The organism is Streptomyces boninensis, assembly GCF_048572725.1.
Classification (GTDB): Bacteria; Actinomycetota; Actinomycetes; order Streptomycetales; family Streptomycetaceae; genus Streptomyces; species Streptomyces boninensis.
In genome coordinates this window covers 8,348,336-8,367,048 of the sequence record NZ_CP183837.1, presented here as the reverse complement: position 1 = coordinate 8,367,048, position 18,713 = coordinate 8,348,336, and the positions used below count along the sequence as shown (strand labels likewise).

Genomic DNA, 18,713 nt, shown 5'->3' with positions numbered 1-18,713 from the left:
GTGCTTGATCTCATCCTGAGCGGCCTGGTCTCGGGCGCGCTGTACGCGCTGCTGGCGACCGGCCTGGTGCTCTCGTACTCGGCGTCCGGACTCTTCAACTTCGCGCACGGCGCGACCGCGTTCCTCACCGCGCTCACCTTCTACGAGCTGCACTCCGGGCTCGGCTGGCCGGCGGTGCCGACGGCGCTGCTGCTGGTGCTCGTCGTGGCCCCCGCGCTGGGGTGGGGCCTGGACGTGCTGATGTTCAGAAAGCTGGCGAAGGTCGGCCAGTCCGCGCAGATCGTCGCCACCATCGGGCTGCTGGTCGCGCTGCCCGCGCTCGGCCTGTGGGTGGTGGAGCTGCTCACGGACGCGGGCGCGCCGCTGAAGCCGGCCGAGAACCAGTTCGGGCTGCCGGGCGTCGGCCCGGACCCGGCGGTGACCTGGCAGCTGCTGCCGGGCGTCGGCATCGACTCGAACCAGCTGATCACATGGGTGACGACGGCGGTGGTGGCGGTGGCGCTATGGGCGCTGCTCCGCCACACCGCACTGGGCCTACGGCTCCGCGCCGCCGTCGACAACCGCGAACTGACCGAGCTCCGCGGGATCAGCGCCGACCGGCTGTCGTCGGTGGCCTGGGCGCTGTCGTCGATGCTCGCCGGCCTCGCCGGGGTGCTGGCGACGCCGCTGCTGGGGCTGTCGGCGCACGACTACACGCTGTTCCTGTTCGTGTCGGCGACGGCGGCGGTGCTGGGCCGCTTCGCGTCGATCCCGCTGGCCTTCGCGGGCGGCCTCGGTCTTGGCGTGCTGCAGAACCTGGCGGCGGAGTACGCGAGCTTCGCGGAGGACATCACGGGGTTTCGTACGGCCGTGCCCTTCGTGCTGCTCTTCGCGGGGCTGCTGCTGCTGACGAGGCGGCAGCGAACGGCGGGCACGGCGGCGGTGGACGCGCCACCGCCGGACTATCTGGCGGGGCGCTCGTGGGCGCGGCGGTGGGGGCCGTGGGCGGCGGGAGGTCTGCTGCTGGGGGTGGCCTTCTATACGGTGACGACGCCCTTCTGGAGCGGCCTGCTCGCCCAGGGTCTGGCGATCTCCCTCGTCTTCCTCTCCTTCACGATCGTCACCGGCATCGGAGCGATGGTCTCGCTGGCGCAGGCGGCCTTCGTGACGGCGGCGGCGCTGACGGCCGGGCTGCTGATGAGCCACGGCGTGCCCTTTGCGGCGGCGGCGCTGGCGGGGACGGCGGTGGCGGCGCTGCTGGGGACGCTGACGGCGCTCCCGGCGCTACGGATCGGCGGCCGCAGCCTGGCCCTGGCGACGCTGGCGCTCGCCTTCCTGGCGGACCAGGTCCTCTTCCAGATGGGCTGGCTGCGCAACGGCGACACGGGCTGGGAGATCCCGCGCCCGGTCTTCGGCCCGATCGACCTGACCGACGACCGGGCCTTCGGCCTGGCGATGCTGCTGCTGGCGGCGCTGTGCGTGGCGGGGCTGACGTGGCTGCGCGGCTCCTCGCTGGGCCGCGCGATGCTCGCGGTGCGCTCGGCGCCGTCGGCGGCCACGTCGGTGGGTGTCTCGGTGGCCCGTACGAAGCTGCTGCTCTTCGCGCTGTCGGCGGGCCTGGCGGGCTTCGGCGGGGTGATGTACGCGTCGTACAACACCCACATCACGGCGACGGACTTCACCGCGATGACGGGCCTGATCTGGCTCGCGGTGGTGGTGGCTGCCGGGCTGCGCAGGCCGCAGTTCGCGGTGGTGGCGGGGCTGGTCTTCGCGCTGGTCCCGCATGTGATGTCGGAGTACGCGACCGAGTCGACGCATCTGCCGGTGATCCTCTTCGGGCTGGCCGGGCTGGCGCTGGCGAATGACCCGGACGGCTATTGCGCGGCGGTGCCGATGCGCCTGCATCGGCGCAGGGTGGCGAGCGCGGGGGCGCCTGGCGGCGCGGCCGGTCCGGGAGCGGGAGGTGGCGCCGGGGCGATCGCGCACCTCGACGGCCCCCGGGCGACTGCTGCCGCGGCCGGCGAGCGAGGGCCCGCGGGCGTCCCCGAAGCGCGTATGGGTGCGGGCGCACTTCCGGACGGCGCCGGCGTAGCGGGGCCCGCCGCCTCCGCCACCGCCTCAGGCCTGGCCCCCGCGGCTCCCGTCCTAAGCCTCCGCGGCATCAGTGCCGGATACGACGGGGCTGCCGTCCTGCACGGGGTCAGTCTCGATCTCCGTCCCGGCGAAGTCCTAGCGCTCCTCGGGGCCAACGGGGCGGGGAAGTCCACGCTCTGCAAAGTCGCAGCCGGGCTATTGCGCCCTACCGAGGGCGAAATCCTCGTCCGCGAGCGCGACGCCACCCGCGACGGCCCCGTCAAGCGCGCTCGCGACAGAGTCGTGCTCGTGCCCGAAGGGCGCGGGATCTTCCCCGCCCTCTCCATCGACGAGAATCTCGCGCTGCATCTGCCGGACCCGGCAGCCCGCACCGCCGTGCTCGACCGCTTCCCCTCCCTCGCCGCCCGCCGCCGCGTCCTCGCCGGATCGCTCTCCGGCGGCGAGCAGCAGATGCTCGCGCTAGCGGCGCTGCTCGAGCGGCCGCCCGCCGTGCTCATCGCCGACGAGCCGTCGCTCGGCCTGGCGCCCAAGGCCGCCAATGAGGCCTTCGCGCTGCTCGCCGCCCTCCGCGACGCGGGGTCCGCGCTGCTGCTCGTGGAGGAGAAAGCCGTCGAGGTGCTCGGCCTCGCCGACACCGTCGCCTACCTCGCCGCCGGCCAGCTCGCCTGGCACGGCCCGCGCGCCGAGGTGGACGCGGACCAGCTGACGACCGCCTATCTGGGGATCGCCGCCGACGGGCAACCGCCGGACCAGACCGGGCCGGATCACGATGAGAGTGGCGACGCCCGGTCGGGCGGGAGCCGGGAAGCCGCCGCGCCGGACGGCGCTCCGCCGCGCCAGGTCCGGAGCGACGCAAGCCGTACGGACGAGGAGGAGGCGATGCGGCCATGACCGCCGACCAGGACGGGCCGCAGGCCGCCGCGCCCGCCGCACACGAGCCGCCGCCCGCCACGCCCGCCGCCCCCGCCGAACAGGCCCAGGCGCCGGCCGCCCCCGCCCCTGTCCTCACCGCCACCGACATAGAAGTCCGCTTCGGCGGCGTAACCGCCCTCAACCGCGTCTCCGTCTCCGCCGCCCCCGGCGAGATCGTCGGCCTCATCGGCCCCAACGGCGCCGGCAAGACCACCCTCTTCGACGCCCTCTCCGGCCTCCGCCGCCCCGACGCCGGGCGCGTCCTCCTCGGCGGCGACGACGTCACCCGCCGCGCCCCCGTCTGGCGCGCCCGGCGCGGACTGCGGCGGACCTTTCAGCGGCAGCAGCTCTTCGGGCAGCTCACGGTCGCCGACAATCTCCTCGTCGCCCAGGAGTGGCACGGCGGCCACCTGGCCGCCACCCGCGCCCGGCGCGCCGCGCGAGCCGACGAGGTCCTCGCCCGCACCGGCCTCGAGCCGCTCCGCGACCGCTACGCCGGCACCCTCCCCGTCGGCCAGGCCCGCATGGTCGAACTCGCCCGCGCCCTCGCCGACCCACCCAGCGTGCTGCTGCTGGACGAGCCGGCCTCCGGCATGACGAAGCCCGAGCGGGCACGGCTCGCCGGCGTCGTCCGCGAGACCGCCGCCGGAGGCGACTGCGCCGTAGTGGTCGTCGAGCACGACGTCGGCTTCGTCATGGAGCTCTGCTCCCGCGTCGTGGTCCTCGACCTCGGCCGCGTCCTCGCAGAAGGGACTCCTCAGGAGATACGCGAAAATCCCGCGGTAAGAGCGGCATACCTGGGCACCTCAGTGGCGGGGAATGCGTCCCCGGTGGATGGTGGTTAGCAGCACGTACCACTTTGCAGTCGACGAGACCCAGGGAAACCATCGCTCGTGAGCAACGTTCCTTCCATCACCCTCAACAACGGCGTCTCCATGCCCCAGCTCGGCTTCGGCGTCTGGCAGGTGCCGGACGACGAGGCGACCGCCGCCGTCGGCCACGCCTTGGAGGCGGGCTACCGCAGCATCGACACCGCGGCGGTGTACGAGAACGAGAAGGGCACCGGCAAGGCCCTCGCCGCCTCCGGGCTCCCCCGCGAGGACCTCTTCGTCACGACGAAGCTGTGGAACACCCAGAAGATCCAGTGGACCCGCGACGAGGTCTTCCGCGCCTTCGACGACTCCCTCGACCGTCTCGGCCTCGATTACGTGGACCTGTACCTGATCCACTGGCCGCGCCCCGTACGCGACGACTACCTCACGATCCTGCGCGCCTTCGGCGAGCTGCACACGAGCGGCCGCGCCAAGGCCGTCGGCGTCTCGAACTTCAAGCCCCCGCACCTGCGCCGCGTCATCGACGAGACCGGCGTCGTCCCGGCCGTGAACCAGATCGAGCTGCACCCGAACCTGCAGCAGACCGAGACCCGCGCCTTCGACGCCGAGCACCAGATCGCCACCGAGGCCTGGTCCCCGCTCGGCCAGGGCAAGGGCCTCCTCTCCGACCCGGTGCTCGCCTCGATCGCGGCGAAGCACGGCGTGACGCCCGCCCAGGCGACCCTGCGCTGGCACCTCCAGCTGGGCAACGTGGTCATCCCGAAGTCGGTGACCCCGTCCCGTATCAAGGAGAACATCGACGTCTTCGGCTTCGAACTGGACGCCGATGACATGGCGGCGATCGGCGGCCTCGACAACGGGACGCGGCTCGGGTCGGACCCCGACACGATGGACGGCTAGTAGCCAACAGCCCTGTGCCGTCCCCCTGGCCGATTCTCACCTCCGGTAGCAGACTCCGCGACACGGACTCATCCGGAGCCCGAGAAATCGATCCGGAGGGACGGCACAACTATGAGCAGCACCAACAGGGCAGTCGCCTACCTCAAGCCCGGCGCCGTGGAAGTCCAGTCCATTGACTTCCCCACGCTCGAGCTCCAGGACGGACCCGGGGTCGCGCCGGCGAATGTCGGCCGCAAGGTCCCGCACGGGGTCATCCTCAAGGTCCTAGCCAGCAACATCTGCGGCAGCGACCAGCACATGGTCCGCGGCCGCACCACCGCCCCCGAGAATCTGGTCCTCGGCCACGAGATCACCGGCGAGGTGGTCGAAAAGGGCCCCGACGTCGAATTCATCAAGGTCGGAGACATCGCCTCCGTCCCGTTCAACATCGCCTGCGGCCGCTGCCGCAACTGCAAGGAGCGCAAGACCGGAATCTGCCTGAACGTCAACCCCGCCCGCCCAGGCGCCGCGTACGGCTACGTCGACATGGGCGGCTGGGTCGGCGGCCAGGCGGAGTACGTGATGGTCCCGTACGCCGACTTCAACCTGCTCCGCTTCCCCGACGCCGCCCAGGCGAAGGAGAAGCTGCTCGACCTGACCATGCTGTCGGACATCTTCCCGACGGGCTTCCATGGCGTGGTGAGCTCGGGCGCGCAGGTCGGTTCCACCGTCTACATCGCGGGCGCCGGCCCCGTCGGCCTCGCCGCCGCGGCGGGTGCGCAGCTGCTCGGCTGCGCGGTCGTGATCGTCGGCGACCTGAACGCCGACCGCCTCAACCAGGCGCGCAGCTTCGGCTGCGAGACCATCGACCTGACCCGCGGCTCCCCCGCCGAGCAGATCGAGCAGCTGCTGGGCGAGCCGGAGGTGGACTGCGCCGTGGACGCAGTCGGCTTCGAGGCAAGGGCCCACGGCAAGGACTCGGAAGAGGCCCCGGCCACCGTCCTCAACTCCCTGATGGAGCTGGCCCGCGCCGGTGGCGGGCTCGGCATCCCCGGGCTGTACGTCACCGAGGACCCCGGCGGCATCGACAGCGACGCCAAGACCGGCGCCCTGAAGCTCCGCCTCGGCCTCGGCTGGGCAAAGAGCCACTCCTTCATTACGGGCCAGTGCCCGGTCATGAAGTACAACTTCCACCTGATGCGCGCGATCCTCCACGACAAGGTCCAGATCGCCCGCGCCGTCAACGCCACCCCGATCAGCCTGGAGGAGGCCCCCCGCGGCTACGCCGAGTTCGACCAGGGCGCCAGCCGCAAGTACGTGCTGAACCCGCACGGCGCCTTGGACAACGTCAGCCCGATCTAGTCTCACGTCGAGCGAGCGCGGCGGGCCGACCCGCCGCGCTCCCGGAGCACCGAGGGAACTGCCCGGCCGGTTCGCACGTCCGATGGCACGTACGAACCCGGCACGGAGGGGGGCGGGCGCATGGTGCCCCGCAGGACTGTTCTTGGCGCGGCGCTGGCGCTGCTGGCGGTGGGGTGTGGATCGGAGGATGCCGTGCCCGGGGATGCCGGGCGCATCGACGCTGAGCTGGTCGCGCGGCTGTCCGCGGCGGATCGGCAGGAAGTGGCCGGGGCGTTGGGGGCGTTCGGGTTCGATCTGCTCGGTGAGCTGGATGCGGGGCGGCGTAACACCGTCATCTCGCCGCTCTCGGTGGCGGCGCTGCTGGCGCTGCTGCTGGCCGGGGCACGAGAGCGGACGGCGGGCGCGATGGCGGATGTGCTGCACCTGGACAGCACCCGGGATGTCCGGGTCGGCGCCCTGCTGCGGCTGCTGGCGGACACCAAGGATGTCGATCTGTCGGTGGCCAACGCGCTCTGGGCCGATAAGGGCTTCCCGGTACGCGGCGGATACCTCGACTATGTGGAGGGGACCCTCGGCGCCACCGTACGCGAGGCCGAGCTCGGGTCGCGGAAGGCCGCTGACGATATCGATGCCTGGGCTTCTGAGCAGACCGAGGGGCGTATCGAGGAGATGGCCGAAGACCTCGGCCTGCCCTCCCCCAACGCGTCGCTCGTCCTCCTCAACGCCGTGTATTTCCTGGGCACCTGGACCAAGCGCTTCGACCGGGATGCCACCCGGAAGGAGCCGTTCACGCTGGCGAGCGGGGAGCGGGTGCGGCTGCCGATGATGCACATGAGCAGCGAGACGTACTCGTACGCACGCCGGGACGGATACGAGATGCTGCGGCTGCCGTACGGCGACGAGGAGCGCTACGGCATGGAGGTCATGCTCCCGGGCAAGTCCGGCATCGACGGCCTCCTCAAGCGCCTCGACCTCCGCGAATGGCGCGCGGCGACCGGCGCCCTGGCGAAGGAGGAGGTGCAGGAGCTCGCGCTGCCCCGCTTCGAACTGCGCTGGGGCCAGAAACTCAACACGCCGCTGTCCAGGCTCGGCATGGCCACCGCCTTCGAGGACGGCGACTTCACCCGGATCTCGAAGGCGGCTCCGGCGCTGGACGTGGTGGTGCACAAGACGTACATCCGGGTCGACGAGAACGGCACCGAGGCGGCGGCGGTGACCGGCGGCGCCATGCTGTCATCGGCGCCTGTGGACCCGCTGGTGTTCCGCGTCGACCGCCCCTTCGCCTTCACCATCTCCGACCGCAAGACCGGGTCCATCCTCTTCCTCGGCACCGTGCTCGACCCCCGCGAGTAGCGGCGGCGAGTACGAGGGACCCGCTACGCACACCCGCCGCTCTAGCGGCCGTACTCGACCAGGCTGGTCGGGATCACGGTCCGGCGGGCGGGGGCGGGCCTTGTGTCGCGCTCGTTTATGCGGTCCAGCAGGAGGCGGCCTGCCTGGCGGCCGAGGTCGTCCACGTCGTAGTCGACGAGGGTGAGGGGGAGGCCGAGGGCGTCGGCGAGTTCGAAGTCGTCGAAGCCGGCCAGGGCGGTGCGGGTGCCTGCGGCGCTGATGGCGCGGAAGGCGCCGATGGTGTTGCGGTTGTTGGAGCAGAAGAGGGCGGTGGGGGGCTCCGGGAGGCGGAGGAGGTCGGCGGCGGCGCGGGCGGCTTCCGCCGTTTGCTGCTGGCCTTGGCGGACGTACGCGTCGTCGAGGGCGACCTCGGCGTCGGACAGTGCGGCGTGGAAGCCGCGGAGGCGCTCGGTGCCGGTGTAGACGGCCGGTGGGGAGCCGAGAAAGCCGATGCGCTGGTGGCCGCGGTCGAGGAGCTTGCGGGTGGCGGCCTGGGCGCCGCCGTAGTCGTCGACCAGGACGCAGTCGGCGTCGAAGCCCTCGGGCGGGCGGCTGGCGAGGACGACGGGGACGCCCTCCGCCGCCGCGGCGGCCAGGTGGCGCTGGTCGCGTCCCGCCGGGACGGCGATGATGCCGTCGACGCGGCGGGCGACCAGGTCTTCTACGAGGCTGCGCTCGCTGTCCAGGTCCTGGCCGGTGTTGCCGATGACGGTCTTCAGGCCGGCGCCCTGGGTCTGGAGGATCGAGTCCACGCCGAGGGCTAGGCGGGAGTAGAAGGGGTTGGCGAGGTTGGTGACGATGAGGCCTACGAGGCCGGTGCCCTTGCCGAGGCGGAGGCTGCGGGCGACTTCGTTGGGGCGGTAGCCGAGGTCGGCGGCGGCTTCCCGTACGCGGTCCCGCGTCGCGGGGAGGACGCGGGGGTCGTCGCGGAGGGCGCGGGAGACGGTCATGGCGCTGACGCCGATGCGCTCGGCTACGTCGCGCAATGTCGGCTGCGCCGACTTGGTCTCCCGTGGGTCTGGCATGGGGTGTCCCTTCGTGCGCACACGTGCTGCTCGGTGCCGGTCACGCCGGCGGCTGCGGTGCCGTCCGGGCCCACCCGTCCCGCCGTGCGGGACGCCTGCCCCCGGACGGCACTCGGCGGGTCGCCGCCAGCGCTGCGCCGAGCAGCGGGGCTGCTGCGTCCAGGGTGCTCCGTTGCACCGAGACAGGAGTATGCCCCAGGCCCGCGCGGAGCGGGGATGCGACCAGGTCCCAGGAGCGGGACATGGAGCCGCCGATGACGAGAGCCGTGGCGCCGAAGGCGTTCGCATGCGGGGCCAGGGTGGCGCCGAGGGTGTGGAAGGTCGTGTGCAGGATGCGGGTGGCAGACTCCTCGCCCGCCCTCGCCCGCACCGCGATCTCGAGTACGTCCACGACCGCGCCCGTGTCGGTATCCCCCGCCGCGTACCCGGCGACGATCGCGCGTCGCGAGACTGTGTCCTCCAGGGGACGGCCATTGATCCGCAGCAGGTCGACCCGCCCCTCCGGCGGAACCCCGGGGCCTTCGGCACGCAGCTCGCCGTCCGCGAGGAACGCGGAGCCCACCCCGGTGCCGAGGGTGATGCCGATCGCCCGCCGGTGGCCGGCCGCGGCGCCCGCGTGGGCTTCGCCGAGGAGGAAGGCGTGCGCGTCGTTGAGGAAGACCACGTCGCGCGGGCGCCCCGGGAGCCCGTGGAGCAGCACCTTGCGAACATCGACGCCATGCAGCGCGTCGAATTTCCCCACCCCCTCGAAGAGGGCGATCCCGCGCGCGTAATCGAAGGGCCCGGGCACCGCCACACCCCACACCGCACCCGGCGGCACCGACAGCTCGGCCCCGCACCGCAACACCGCCCCGAGCACGGTGTCGGCATCTGCCGCCGCATCCAGCGCCCGCCGCGCCTGGCACCGGACGGCGGGCGCCGCACCGAACCGCGCCGCATCACCCGACCCCGGCCCCACCCCCGCCCCCACCCCCTCCAAGTCCACCATCGCCGCCACCACATGCGTGCCGCCGACCTCCAGGACCGGTATCAACGGACCAGGGCCTTAACGACCTTGACCGGCCCGCCCCCAACCGCCCGCACCGTATACGCCCCCACCGCCGCCGGCACCGTCAGCGTCTCCGCGTACGACAGCGCATGCCGGTCCCCCGCCTCCGTCTCGATGATCACGCCGCCCCCCTCCACCACATTCAGCACATGGAAGCGCCCGTCCGTATCGTCCGCGGCCACCGCCCCCGTGTCGAGCGCGAAGCGCCGCACCTCGTAGAACATCTCCTCCAGCGCCCCCAGCACCTCCTCCCGCCACCCATCCCCCTCGCGCAGCACCCGCGGCTCCTGCACCAGCTCCTCCGCCACCCGCTCCCCCCGCCGCCCGGTCTCCAGGTTCGCGAGGCCGTGTTCATACGGGAGTTGGCGTGGATTGCCGTCCGCGTCCGGGCGGAGCCAGTCGTAGAAGCGGAGGCTGTAGAGGTACGGGGTGGCGCTGATCTCCAGTACCAGGTTGCCGGTGCCGCTCGCGTGCGGGGTGCCGGCCGGGATCATGAAGAGCCGGCCCTGCTCGGCGGGGAAGGTCATGACGTGGTCCGCCGGGTCCATCGGCACCCCGTCCGTCGCCGCCTCCTCGACCTCCTTGCGGAAGAGGTCGACGTCGGCGTCCTCGCGCAGGCCGAGGAAGACGGTCGTGTCCGGGCTCCCGATGGTCATGTAGTACGTCTCATGCTGGGTGTACGACCAGCCGAAACGCTCCCGCATGTACTGCTCTTTGGGGTGGCAGTGGATGGACAGATTGTCGCCGCCGACCGTGTCGAGGTAGTCGAAGCGGATCGGAAAGGACGTCCCGAAGCGGGCGTGGACATCAGCCCCGAGGACCGCCTCCGGATGCAGCACGCACATCAGCTGGAACGGGATCTCCGCCTGCGCCGACGGCCCGTCGCCGACCAGGATGCCCGCCTCCGGCGCGATCAGCTCGTACCCGAGCGCCGTATTACGCGCGTCCCGATTGAAGCCGAGCTCCCGCTGCCCCCAGTGCCCGCCCCACGGCGTGGAGTTGAAGAACGGGCGGGCGCGGACCGGCCGACGGGACAGCTCCGCAAGAGTCGCGCGCATGCCGTCGCCGTCGAGCAGCGCCGGGCGGTCCGGGTCCTGCAGGTCCAGCCATGCGTCGATACGGGACGCCAGCGCGTCGCGGTGCCGGTCGAGCATCGGCCAGTCGACGTAGAAGAGGCGGCGGTGGTCGGCCTTCTCGCCGGGGAGGCCGAGGTTCACCGCCCGGCCTGCCGCCACCCCGGCCTCGGCGTACCGCTTCGGCACGTCCGCGTACCAGAGCACGTCGTGATCGATGAGCGCCGCGCCCGGGCCATAGACCACGAGGAGGCCGGAGCCGCGGTCCGGGCGCGGCAGCCCATCGAAGAGATCGTCCAGGGGGTTTTCCGCCAGCCGGCAGTAGTACGGGTCGTCGGCGTCCTCGGCGCGTACCGTGCGGCGGCGGACCTCGGCCGCGGGCGCGTAATACGCTCGGACGTCGAGGAGGTCGGCGCCCGCGGCCGACAGCCGGGCGGCCAGGGTCGCCCAGTCCGCCGCCGGGGAGCCGTCCACGGCGAGGACGGCCGGGGCGGCCGGGAGGCGGGCGGCTGCCGCCTCCCAGCCGGTGGTGAGGACGGACTGCGGGGCGGGGGTGTATCGGGGGTCGAGCCGGTACACGCGTTCTCCTTTGTGCGGTGAAGCGGTGGTTCGGAGGGGGGCGGGTCAGGGGCGTTCGAAGAGCACCGCTGTCGTGCCGAGGGCGGGGGTGGTGACGGTCACCTCCCCGTCGGTGTGGGCGAGTTCCTGCTGCGGGCCGCCCAGGAGGTCGGCTTGGTGCGCGGCCGCGACCGGGAAGCCCGCTCGTACGGGACAGTCCACCGGCTCCTCGGCGAAGGACTGCAGCCGCAGCAGCACGCCGCCGGAGGCGGTCGTCGTCGCGCCCACCAGCCGGACCCGCGGGTCGCCGAGCGAGCAGAAGCCGTGCGTGGCGGGTGCGTCCGCCGCGGCGGCGGCCCGGGCGCGTACGGCATGCAGCGGGCGGCTGAAGCCCGCGGACGTGCGCGCGCCGAGACCGGCGGCGTCGGCGGCCGGGCCGCAGGCGACGCTGTAGCGGAAGGTGAACTCGAAGGCCTGCTGGCTGGGGAAGTTGGTGTCCCAGAGGTTGTTGTGGATCCAGGAGAAGACGGTGGCCGGCTCGTCGTGGCCCATCGTCTTCGGGAACGGGGCGTACGGGAGCGCGATGTTCCCGAACTGCACCAGCGGCGCGTCCTGCGTCGACCAGGCGACGGCGAAGTCGCCGGAAGCGGCCGTCACCCAGCGTCGCACCGCCCGCATGTGCAGCGCCGAGCCGGGCACCACGGGCAGTCCGGTGCCGGTGACGCCGCCGGAGGCCTCCATGCGTACGGTCGGCTCTTCGAGGGCGAAGGGGAAGGCGAAGTAGGCGCTCTCCTTGCCGAGCGTCGCGTCCTTGTCGAGCCGGTTCTCGATGTCGAGGCGGCCGACGCCGTGCGGGAGGGTGAGGGTGGTGCGGAGGCGGTTGGCGCCCGCGGGGCGGGTTTCGTACGTGAGGATCTCCGCCGTCGCCGTCGACCGGCGGGCGATGAGCGCGGCGGGCGGGGCTACGGCGCGGTTGCCGAGGTGTTCCAGGCGGTCGGAGGCCGTGGTGCGGCTGGAGTTGTGGTTGAAGGCGCCTGCCGTGGTGTAGCTGTCGTGGATGTAGGCGTTGAAGCCCGCGATGGCGTCGGCGCGGACCAGCTCGCGGCCGGTCGCCTTGTCGGTGATGGAGGCGATGCAGGCGCGGGCGAGGTCGACGCGGACGGTGAGGTGGTCGTTCTCGAGGACGGTCGGGTTGGGGTGCGCGTACGCCTCCGCCGCCGTCTCCGCCGGGTCCTCGGTCTCGGTGCCGCCGGTGGGGTTCCAGCCGGTGGCGGCCTTGACGACGGTGGTGTCCGCGTCGCCGCCGTCCGCGGCCTCGGTGGGCGTGATGTCGAGGCGTACGGACCCGGCCGCGGGCACGTCGTCGACCCGTACCACCAGGAAGCGTCCGGCGTCCCGGTGCTCGTCGTTGACCTGCGCCTCCTCCTCGTGCGCGAGCCGCTCGCCGGTGCGGGCGTCGGTCACCGCGACCGGCTGGTCCAGGTCCACGCTGCTCTCCGGCAGGAAGATCCGTACGACGTCCGTCCGGGCCCACGAGCAGGTGTTGACCACGTGATACGAGGCCGCCGCCCCGGCCGCGCGGGAGAGGCGCTGGCCCAGCCGCGCCGACGCCCGGTTCAGCAGCGCATTCCCGTCGTCGTGGGCGCGCAGCGCCTGCCCGTACTTCCAGTGCCACTGCTGCTCGCCGGAGTGGCCGCCGTGGTCGCCGTGCGTCCACGGGTCGCCCGCGCCCCAGGTGTGCTCGTCGAACAGCGACACGGCCTCGTACACGCCGAAGGAATCCCGGCTGTCGTCGGCCGCGCCTTCGGCGCCCAGCACCCCCGCGAAGGTCCCGAGGGTCTGCGCGTCGGCGACGACGGACTGGGCGGTGCGGGCGAGGGAGAGCGGGTGCGCGCCGGAGCCGACGCCGTCGACCCACCAGTCGGTCCAGTCGCCCTCGAAGGTCTGGATCTGCTCGCCGAGGCGGGCCTCGGCGTCGGTGAAGAAGTCCTCGTTACGGGAGAGGCGCAGCTGCGGGTAGGCCCAGGTCTCGTTCCAGCGGCGGACGGTGTCGGCGATGATCCGCCGGGGCGGTGCGTTGTCGCCGAACTTGCCCTGGACGCGCAGGTGCAGCACATCCCAGGGGTAGGGCTCGCGCTTGACCTCCTCCTGGTCCATCGCCCAGCCGAAGATGCCGCCGCGGTACGGGTACGGGTTGCTGGCGAGGGAGGTCAGGTACGCGGGGAGGAGGTCGTCGACGTCGGCATAGTTGGTGTCGAAGCCGAGCAGCGGGCCCTCCATGTACGCGAGGCCGTGCGGGGTGTCGGTAACCCAGACGAGCAGGCTCTTGCCGCTGGGTGCGCGCCAGCGGAAGAGCCGCGGGAGCTTTTCGCCGCCGACGAGATGCGGGACGGAGCGGCCGGCCCAGTTGTGCGCCACGGACAGGTATTTGACGCCCGCGTCGCTGAGCGCGTCGATCAGGCCGACGACGGAGCCGGGGACATCGGTCTGCATGGCGGCGGTGAAGTCGACGCCGTGCTCGTCCTTCACCTGGCGGGCGAGGCGCAGCAGCTCGTGCAGCTCGTCGGTGGAGCAGGTCTCGGTGTGCAGGTTGAACGGCATCGCGGTGAGCTCGATCCGCCCCTCCTTCACCCGCCGTACGAACTCGGCGACCTGCTCGGCGGGGCGGGCGTCGGCCCACTGCTGGAAGGACCAGAGGGATTCGACGCACCAGCGGAACCTGGACTCCGGCTCCCAGTCGTCGGTGGCTTGGGTGAGCTCCAGGCAGGAGTCGAGGAAGGAGAGGTGCTCGGCGAGGACCCGCCCCTGCGGGTCGGTGTAGCCGATGTCGAGGTGGGAGTGGTGGACGAGGTGGATGGTCCATTCGCGCTGGGGGGTGAGGGTGACGTCGATGCCATTGACCTTGATCCGCTGGGCCGTATCCACGGCAGGCAGCAGCAGCCGCACCGATCCGCCCGGCCCGGCGATCCGCTCCGCGGGTATCGCCGACCCGGACTCCGTCCGTACCACCAACTCCCCTGGCAGGGACGACCCGTTCACCGCCTCCACGCGCAGCGACTGCAGCAGCCCGTCGCCGTCCGCGGCTCGGCGCAGCAGTGGTTCGACGGTCAGCCGCAGCGCGGCGCCATTCACACTGCCCTCTGCGCTGACGACGGAGGAGCGGAGGCTATCGCGGATACGGTCGTTGTCCCAGTCGGTGGTACGGACGAGGGCCCGAGTGGTCATGCGGATCTCTCCAGTCGGTGCGGTGCCAGGGGTCTGGGGACGAAGTCCCCAGGTCATTTCTTTTTCGGTTGTCAGGCGCGCGCTAGCGCGCCGTCGCGGTGAGGCCTCGCAGGAACAGGCCGCGGAACACCAGGAAGAGCAGCAGCGTCGGCAGCGAGACGATGAGCGCGCCCGCGAGGATCACGGGCGGCCCGGTGGAGGCGTACGCGTTGTTGAGCGCGGTCAGCGTCGCCATCACCGGCTGGATCTCCGGGCTGCGGCTGAGCGTGATGCCGAAGAGCAGCTCGTTCCAGACGGCGGTGAACTGGAAGATGAACGCCGCCCCGAGCGAAGGTGCCAGCAGCGGCACATGGATGCGCCAGAAGATCCGCCGGAAGGAGGCCCCGTCCAGCATCGCCGCCTCGGTCACCTCCGGCGGCATGGTCGTCATCTGGTTGCGGATCAGGAAGAAGGCGAACGGGATCGCCCAGGCCACGTAGACGAGCATCAGCCCGAGCCGGGTGTCGTACAGGTTCCCGTCCGCGTACATCCCGAAGAGCGGCGCGAGGAACATCTGCAGCGGGAACAGCGTCCCCGAGAAGATCAGCCAGAACCAGAAGGCGGGCTTGGGGATCGGCAGCACCACGACGGCGAAGGACGCCATCGCCGCGACCAGCACCGCCGCCGCCCCGCACACCACCGCGTACAGCAGCGAACTGCCGAAGCCCTCCCCGATCTTGGCCTCGCCCCAGGCGGTGGAGAGGTTGTCCCAGAGGGCGAAGCCCTGCGGGGACCAGGTCGGGCTGCCGGAGTACTCGGTCGCCGGGGTGAGCGCGTTGATCAGCAGCAGGTACAGCGGCACCAGCCACAGCACCACGCAGCCGCCGACGAAGAGATTGCGCATCGTACGTCCCATGGCAGCCGTCACCTCGATCCTTGGGCACGGGTGTCGGGCATCTGGCGGCGCAGATACCCCCACGAGGAAGCGACCACGATCACCGAAAGCACGAGCGCGATGGCGGATCCGTAGCCGACGTGGAAGAGCCGGAACGCCTCGCGGTACATGGTCAGCGCGAGCGTCTCGGAGGAGCGGGCCGGGCCGCCCTGGGTGAGGATCCAGATCATGTCGAAGGCCTTGAGGCTGTTGACGATCGCCATGCCGACGACCACCACCGTCATCGCCTTGAGCTGCGGCAGCGTGATGTAGCGGAACATCCGCCAGCCGGTGGCCCCGTCCAGCTGGGCCGCCTCGATCGTGTCGCGCGGGATGGCGCGCAGGCCGATGGCGAAGAGGACGACGTTGATGCCGGTGCCCTGCCAGGTGGATGCGACGATCATGGAGAGGGTGTTCTGCGGCCACTCCTGCAGCCAGCTCTGCTCCCAGCCGCCGAGGCCGATGGCGCCGAGCACGTTGTTCAGCGCGCCCTCGGTGGTCAGGATGAACTTCCACAGCACGGCGGTCGAGGCGCCGGAGATGACGTACGGCACCGCGATGATCAGCTGCGCGATGGTGCCGAAGCGCATCCGGTGGGTGGCCACGGCGATGAAGAGGCCGGCGAGCACCGGCAGCAGCAGGGTGCCGATGACCCACAGCACGGTGTTGATGAGCGACTTGCCGAAGATCGGGTCGTCGGCGAGCCGGGTGTAGTTGTCGAGGCCGGTGAAGGAGCTGGTGAAGCCGTTGTCCTCGAAGAAGCTGCCGTAGACGCTGCGGAAGAACGGATAGATCAGCAGCACCCCGACGAACAACAGCGCCGGCAGCGCCCACGGGACGCCGGCGAGCGGCCCGCCGAGGCGCCCGGCGGCGCCGGAGCGGCGGGCGGCCTGGTGCGGGGTGCGGGTGGGTATGCGGCGCCGGGCCCGTACCGGCTTGGCGGTGGTGGTATCCGCGGTGGCTGCCATGTCCGTCATGCCTTCTCCGCCTCCCGCCAGACCCGCCACGCCTCGTCGGCGCGCTCCTGCATGGTTTTCAGCACGCTTCGATACGAGGACGGGTTGAGCATGAATGCCGCCAGGTCATCCACGGTCGACTCGACCAGCTCGGGCGGCCCCAGCTCCCAGAAGCGATTGAGCATCCGCAGCTTCTTGTCGCGCACGGTGCCGGCAATGTGCTCCAGGGCCGGATTCGCGGCCGGGACCTTGGGGTTGGGGCTGCCGTCCTGCAGCGCGTGCGCGAAGCCCTTGGCGACCTTGGGGTGCAGCCAGTACTCGGCGGCTTTGTGCGCTTCCTTGCGATCGGGGCCCTTCACGGTCGAGGCGAAGGCGCTGGCCTCGAAGATCATGCTGGGCTTGGCCTTGGGATTCTGCATAGGCAGCAGGAAGGCATCGATATTCTTCCCGATCTTCCCGCCGGCGCCGACGATCGTCGCCCCCAGCCAGGTCCCGCACGGCACCATGCCGACCTTGCCGTGCACCATTTGCGCGGCGGCGATGTTGGTGTCCATGTCGAGTGAGGTGAACCAGCCGTTCTCGGCGAAGTCCCCGATGGTGCGCATGGCGCGTTCGGTACGGGGGTCGGTGTAGCGCTCGCGGCCGTTGAGCAGATCCTCGTAAAACTGCGGATCCTGGCGGCTGAGCACCTCCCCGAACCAGATGAAGGACGGCCAGCGGCCGATCGTCGCGGCGTGCATGGGGGTGATCCCGGCGCGCTTGAGGGTCTTGCAGGCGTGCAGGAAGTCGTCCCAGGTCTCGGGCTTGTTGAGCCCGTTCTCCTTGAAGACCTCGGTGTTGTAGTAGAAGACCCAGTACGCGAGGTTCATCGGCAGCCCGTAGACCTTGCCGCGGTAGGTGAACGCGCTGCGCAGCGCCGGGTCGACCCAGCCCTTGGCGGCGACGTTCTGCCATACGTCGGTGAGGTCCACCAGGCCGCCGGTGCGGGCGAGATCCTGCAGCCGGTAGCCGGACCAGTACTTGAGCAGGTCGGGCGTCTTACTGGTGCGCAGCGACGACTTGACGACCTGCTCGAACGACTCCAGCGACGGAATGACCTCGGGCACCAGGGCAAGCCCGGCCTCACTCTTCATCGCGGCGCCGGCGGCCGCGATCGGCTCGGCGAAGCTGGGGTTGTCCCCGTGCACCGCCACCTTCCCGGCAGGCTGCCCGGCGGCGGTGCCGCAGGCGGTGGCGCCGATAGTCGTGAGCGCGCCGGCGCCGGCGGCGAGGAGGAGGGTGCGGCGGTCGAGGTTGGTCACGCGGGGTGGGTGGCGACCTGACATGGGCGGCTCCTCATTCAGGTGCGTGTTATCGTTAACACTGATGTGGGGGAGCTTGGCTCTGCGTGCGGTCGTTGTCAATGGGTCGCGCAGAAGTCGCAGTTCACGGCGGGCTTCAGTGTCTCGGTACGGCCCTGGAGACCTCGGCCTCGACCTCGGCCCCGATCTCCACCCCGACCCCGCGGGATCGCAGCGCGTCGAGCTGCGCCGGATCGGCGGCCGCGTCGGTCAGTACGGTCCATCCGGGGCGCAGCGGCAGCCACGCGTGGAAGGGTGCGGCGCCGAGCTTGGCCGCGTGCGCGAGTACGTACACTCGCCGGGCTCGCGAAGCCACTTGCTCCTTCAGCCTGACCTGCTCGGCGTCGGCTTCGCAGAGCCCGTGCTCCGGTACGACGCCGTCGGCGCTGAGGAAGGCGGTGTCGAAGGTCATGCGCTCGACGGCGGCCTCTGCGAGGGGGCCGACGAAGGCATTGCTGAGGGGGCGGTAGGTGCCGCCGAGGCAGGTGAGTTGAATGTGGTGTGTGAGGCGGGTGTGGTCCGCGCCTGCGCCTGCGCCCGCGCTTGCGCCCGAGCCGCCGAGTTCGAGGACCGCGGTGAGGGATGCGGTCACCACCGTCGCGTCCTCGCGGGCGCCACGGAGGGCGCGAGCCAGCCCGGCGACGGTGGAACCCGCGTCGAGGAAGACGGTCTGGCCGGGGGCGACGAAAGTCGCCGCGAGGTCGGCGATGGCTCGCTTGGCGGCAGGGGCCTCGGCGGCGCGGTGGCGGAGCGACGGCTCGACGGGGGAGGCGAGCGCGATGGCACCACCGTAGGTGCGGGCGAGCAGGCCCTCGGCGGTGAGGCGGGCGAGGTCGCGCCGGACGGTGGAGGCGGTGACGCCGAACTGCTCGCTGAGCGCCGCGACGTCGGCGAGGCCGGCTTCCTGTGCGAGGGCGAGGATGCGGTCACGGCGTTGGGCTGCGCTGCTCGTCGGCGCCTGGCCGTTCATCGGCGCACCCCGGTGGCGAGTTGGGCTGCCTGGCGTAGCGCCTCGACCATGCTGCCGAGCACCCTCAGGTCGTCGGCGGGCACCATCAGCCCGCCCCCAGCCCACTCCTTGCCCAAGTCGCTCACCACCCCAGCCACCCCCTCCCACTCGCCAA

14 protein-coding genes are annotated in these 18,713 nt (G+C 71.7%); 5 read left to right on the top strand and 9 right to left on the bottom strand.

Going from position 1 to position 18,713, the window contains the following annotated elements:
• From ACNNMR_RS37745 to ACNNMR_RS37725, 5 genes are all read left to right on the top strand, one after another.
• On the top strand, positions 1 to 2,964 hold the full coding sequence (locus ACNNMR_RS37745) for an ABC transporter permease subunit (RefSeq protein WP_419999224.1): 2,964 nt from the start codon (positions 1 to 3) through the stop codon (positions 2,962 to 2,964).
• Complete coding sequence (locus ACNNMR_RS37740) at positions 2,961 to 3,830, top strand: ABC transporter ATP-binding protein (protein WP_419999223.1); 870 nt, start codon at positions 2,961 to 2,963, stop codon at positions 3,828 to 3,830. Before ACNNMR_RS37745 ends, ACNNMR_RS37740 begins: the two co-directional genes overlap by 4 nt.
• Before the next feature lie 48 nt (positions 3,831 to 3,878).
• Positions 3,879 to 4,718, top strand: a complete 840-nt coding sequence (locus ACNNMR_RS37735) for an aldo/keto reductase (protein WP_419999222.1) — start codon at positions 3,879 to 3,881, stop codon at positions 4,716 to 4,718.
• Positions 4,719 to 4,829: 111 nt separating this feature from the next.
• Positions 4,830 to 6,059: a formaldehyde dehydrogenase, glutathione-independent gene (gene fdhA / locus ACNNMR_RS37730; protein ID WP_419999221.1), complete on the top strand. Its 1,230-nt coding sequence runs from the start codon at positions 4,830 to 4,832 to the stop codon at positions 6,057 to 6,059.
• 120 nt (positions 6,060 to 6,179) lie between these two features.
• The gene (locus ACNNMR_RS37725) at positions 6,180 to 7,412 is read left to right on the top strand and encodes a serpin family protein (RefSeq protein WP_419999220.1); all 1,233 of its coding nucleotides are present in this window, start codon (positions 6,180 to 6,182) and stop codon (positions 7,410 to 7,412) included.
• Between the two features lie 41 nt (positions 7,413 to 7,453).
• Here ACNNMR_RS37725 and ACNNMR_RS37720 read toward each other — a convergent pair whose 3' ends face one another.
• The 9 genes from ACNNMR_RS37720 to ACNNMR_RS37680 all read right to left on the bottom strand — a co-directional run bounded on the left by ACNNMR_RS37720 (position 7,454) and on the right by ACNNMR_RS37680 (position 18,684).
• On the bottom strand, positions 7,454 to 8,476 hold the full coding sequence (locus tag ACNNMR_RS37720; protein WP_419999219.1) for a LacI family DNA-binding transcriptional regulator: 1,023 nt from the start codon (positions 8,474 to 8,476) through the stop codon (positions 7,454 to 7,456).
• 40 nt (positions 8,477 to 8,516) lie between these two features.
• Positions 8,517 to 9,509 (bottom strand): ROK family protein, encoded by a 993-nt coding sequence (locus ACNNMR_RS37715; RefSeq protein ID WP_419999218.1) that lies wholly within the window; start codon positions 9,507 to 9,509, stop codon positions 8,517 to 8,519.
• Positions 9,506 to 11,176: a class I mannose-6-phosphate isomerase gene (locus ACNNMR_RS37710; protein WP_419999217.1), complete on the bottom strand. Its 1,671-nt coding sequence runs from the start codon at positions 11,174 to 11,176 to the stop codon at positions 9,506 to 9,508. Before ACNNMR_RS37710 ends, ACNNMR_RS37715 begins: the two co-directional genes overlap by 4 nt.
• A gap of 45 nt (positions 11,177 to 11,221) precedes the next feature.
• The gene (locus ACNNMR_RS37705) at positions 11,222 to 14,380 is read right to left on the bottom strand and encodes an alpha-mannosidase (protein ID WP_419999216.1); all 3,159 of its coding nucleotides are present in this window, start codon (positions 14,378 to 14,380) and stop codon (positions 11,222 to 11,224) included.
• An 82-nt stretch (positions 14,381 to 14,462) separates the two neighbouring features.
• A complete protein-coding gene (locus tag ACNNMR_RS37700; protein ID WP_419999215.1) occupies positions 14,463 to 15,275 on the bottom strand; it encodes a carbohydrate ABC transporter permease in 813 nt (270 codons plus the stop codon).
• An 8-nt stretch (positions 15,276 to 15,283) separates the two neighbouring features.
• Positions 15,284 to 16,270 carry a carbohydrate ABC transporter permease gene (locus tag ACNNMR_RS37695; protein WP_419999214.1) on the bottom strand — a complete coding sequence of 329 codons (987 nt, stop codon included), beginning with the start codon at positions 16,268 to 16,270 and terminating at the stop codon, positions 15,284 to 15,286.
• The gene (locus ACNNMR_RS37690) at positions 16,267 to 17,574 is read right to left on the bottom strand and encodes an ABC transporter substrate-binding protein (RefSeq protein WP_419999213.1); all 1,308 of its coding nucleotides are present in this window, start codon (positions 17,572 to 17,574) and stop codon (positions 16,267 to 16,269) included. Before ACNNMR_RS37690 ends, ACNNMR_RS37695 begins: the two co-directional genes overlap by 4 nt.
• A 112-nt stretch (positions 17,575 to 17,686) precedes the next feature.
• Positions 17,687 to 18,559, bottom strand: a complete 873-nt coding sequence (locus ACNNMR_RS37685; RefSeq protein WP_419999212.1) for a DeoR/GlpR family DNA-binding transcription regulator — start codon at positions 18,557 to 18,559, stop codon at positions 17,687 to 17,689.
• Entirely contained in the window at positions 18,556 to 18,684 is a 129-nt protein-coding gene (locus ACNNMR_RS37680; protein ID WP_419999211.1) for a hypothetical protein, read from the bottom strand. The genes ACNNMR_RS37685 and ACNNMR_RS37680 overlap by 4 nt, the downstream gene beginning before the upstream one ends.
• Between the last annotated feature and the right edge of the window lie 29 nt (positions 18,685 to 18,713).

Coding starts and splice junctions, on each gene's coding strand:
- ACNNMR_RS37740 (WP_419999223.1), top strand. CDS start 2,961: ATGACCGCCGACCAGGACGGGCCGCAGGCCGCCGCGCCCGCCGCACAC.
- ACNNMR_RS37725 (WP_419999220.1), top strand. CDS start 6,180: ATGGTGCCCCGCAGGACTGTTCTTGGCGCGGCGCTGGCGCTGCTGGCG.
- ACNNMR_RS37685 (WP_419999212.1), bottom strand. CDS start 18,559: ATGAACGGCCAGGCGCCGACGAGCAGCGCAGCCCAACGCCGTGACCGC.
- ACNNMR_RS37705 (WP_419999216.1), bottom strand. CDS start 14,380: ATGACCACTCGGGCCCTCGTCCGTACCACCGACTGGGACAACGACCGT.
- ACNNMR_RS37690 (WP_419999213.1), bottom strand. CDS start 17,574: ATGTCAGGTCGCCACCCACCCCGCGTGACCAACCTCGACCGCCGCACC.
- ACNNMR_RS37720 (WP_419999219.1), bottom strand. CDS start 8,476: ATGCCAGACCCACGGGAGACCAAGTCGGCGCAGCCGACATTGCGCGAC.
- ACNNMR_RS37695 (WP_419999214.1), bottom strand. CDS start 16,270: ATGACGGACATGGCAGCCACCGCGGATACCACCACCGCCAAGCCGGTA.
- ACNNMR_RS37700 (WP_419999215.1), bottom strand. CDS start 15,275: ATGGGACGTACGATGCGCAATCTCTTCGTCGGCGGCTGCGTGGTGCTG.
- fdhA (WP_419999221.1), top strand. CDS start 4,830: ATGAGCAGCACCAACAGGGCAGTCGCCTACCTCAAGCCCGGCGCCGTG.